This window comes from Pseudoduganella sp. RAF53_2 (assembly GCF_052113985.1).
Taxonomy (GTDB): domain Bacteria; phylum Pseudomonadota; class Gammaproteobacteria; order Burkholderiales; family Burkholderiaceae_D; genus Rugamonas.
The window spans coordinates 1-2605 of record NZ_JBFRDW010000755.1; the positions used below are offsets into that span (position 1 = coordinate 1).

Below are 2605 nucleotides of genomic sequence, written 5' to 3' on the forward strand. Positions count from 1 at the left end.
CGGTTTATGGAATACGATGACCAGCAACATTTCGTGCGAGAGCATGAAGCGTTCCGAATTGATCTAAGCCTATTATCCGTTGGGAAGTTGCCGGCGCCTCGCGTGGTGGCAGTCCGGGCGGCCGATCGTCGTGCATTCGTCGACTTCGCGCCTGTCGACGGCGCCGAGAGTTATACAGCCGTGGTCAATCCAGGCGGCAGGACTGTAAGCGGGACCGCAAGTTCGATTTTAATACCAGCGTTAACAAATGGAACGTCTTACTCAATCACCTTATTTGCTACACGCGGTGGTAAAAATGGTTTGGTCTCATCACAGGTAACTGTGAAACCACAAAGCATACCTGCATTGCCAACAAGCTTTGGCATTCAAGCTTGGGTTGAATTAGTGAGGGATGGGTTCGCAATCCGGTGGCGTAATCCGGTTGGTGGACAATATAAGTTGAACCTCGACAGTGGCTCACAATCTCTTTACGCTGGTCAGCACGATATAGACGGTGCTAAAGTAAATTATTCACAATTTCACTTTACTGGGCAGGAAATATTGACTGGTCATTTCATTTTGAATAACGCTGACGGAAGGTTTGTTCGGGACTACGCCCCATTTGTCATGGATTTGACAGGACTAATGCCGTTCGGCAGCGGTAGTGGTAACACGACTCCGCCTGGTAGGCCTCCATTGGCTAACCCTCTTCAACAACCTCGCCCCTGAAAGCGAAGTCTCGCACCGGAGACCAGCAGTGCGCTTTGGCTCGTTGGAGTTACTGCGACTGGTGCGATTTCGATTTAATGCCAAGCTTGCAGACCTCTGTGAGGAATGTTTTCTCAATTCGCAATCCTTGAGTAGGCGTTTGCGGGTTCTCAGCGGCGTAATGAAACGTCTTAGGGGCTCAAAGTTTCAAACGCTTCTCTACGTCGGTCCGCGCTACTGGTACCGCACGACCAAGTATTGGCCAATCAAGGTGCGATTGACACGCTTCTACACTATCGATTTTAGAGGACCTACATGAAACAAAAAGAAGACCGCAGACGCCTGTTACCAATCGACATTTCTCTTCCTGAGACCCTAGAAGTTGCCGGTGCAATGTTCGTTCGCCTTACGACGGCTACAGACCTGCGGTCTTTTTGGGAACTGCATAAATCACGCTTCTCGTTTGCGGCAAAAGGAATCGCGCTCACTAATGGGCAAACGTTCTTGCATGGGAGCGAATGGATCTTCGCGCGAACCAAAGCCGAACTTATTAAAGCCGTGACAAGATGGGACGAAATCGGAATTCAATGTATTTGGTATGACTGGGCTACAGCCGCGGCATCTGATCATGCAGGCTGGTTCCAGGATAGAGATCAATATCGAAATGAATGCTTGAAAAACCAGACTTGGAGCAGCCAAGATGAGCTGGAGTATCAAGCCGACTGTCTAACCCGGACGCCGGAGACTTATCGGGGCTGGTGGACGTTGCAAGTCGAATCGCAAGGCATTTCGGCTGATGACTGGCTGTCCGGCTCCGATGGTATCGAAGTCTTCGACAAGACATTGACGATTGACGAAGTGACGAGGCGAATGCAAGAGTTAGCTTATGAGTACTTCTATTGGGATGGTCACGACGTTGTGGTAATGGATGCCAATGAAGTGGATGATGAGATTCAGCATTTGTTGAGCGAAAAGTTTAGAGAAGACGGTTAAGGGGAGAGGCTCATCCATGGTTGATTTCGAGTTGGTGCTGATTTATCAGAACTGACCATCCCATGTACACAGTGGTTTAGCTCGTCATCTGTCGCTGGGGTCTTGGTTATTGGGCTTCCGCTGAATGAGTTCATGAAATGAAACGCTGCATTATGTCGGACTCTCAATAATCGTTTTGGTTGCTACCTGGCGCTAACATGGTGCTTCCATCTTTCTATACTCACAGGTCACCACGTCGATTGAGCACGTCGCCACTCGACGGTTGGGCCAACCCATCGCAAATGAATGGAGCCGAAGTGACCGCCTCGCTGGTCGGGTAGATACGGCAGCGGCGAGGGGATACCGGTCTCTGTGGGGCTAGGACTGAGATGACCGACACGCAGGCGAAGATAGTGCGTGGTCCGAATGACTGTCGAAGTTATCAGAAGTGCTCTGATGATGAAAGGCTTCTTGATTTGCGAATCAGGGGCCAGCGGCTATTCCTTGCAACCCTCTAGTAAAGATATCCTCCCTTAAGCATATGCTATGGGAGGTAAGTTTCTTTGAGCATGTCAAATGCTTGATGGTACGCATTTGGTTATTCCCGCTGTTCTAACTCGCGGATACCAATCTGGAATAACCTGGCGATTCTCAATTGAGGATATGCATTCGCCCGCTACGCGGTCGGGCAACCAGGCGATAACGATGAGGCCCTGGCTGCCGGTCGGGCGTTGCGAAATTGGCGTTGGTCTCCGTGGTGGGGCGACATCACCGCAACGCCTAGTGCAGATCGCTCATGCCAGTGCCCAATGCGGCTTTCATAACTTCGAAGTGTGAAGAGCGTTGCTTGCGTGCGATGCCACCTTGATGGTCAGTAAGTCACGAGAAAATTGGATCAGCAGCTGAGAACCTAGAGTCGTGGCTACAACGCGTCGGAGTAGAGGCT

General features: G+C 50.7%; 2 protein-coding genes. Both read left to right on the forward strand.

The window, feature by feature from the left end; translation table 11 throughout:
- A partial coding sequence (locus AB4Z11_RS28985; RefSeq protein WP_442029284.1) for a hypothetical protein occupies positions 1 to 708 on the forward strand: 708 nt, incomplete at its 5' end.
- 294 nt (positions 709 to 1002) lie between these two features.
- Positions 1003 to 1680, forward strand: a complete 678-nt coding sequence (locus tag AB4Z11_RS28990) for a hypothetical protein (RefSeq protein ID WP_442029285.1) — start codon at positions 1003 to 1005, stop codon at positions 1678 to 1680.
- Positions 1681 to 2605: the final 925 nt, after the last annotated feature.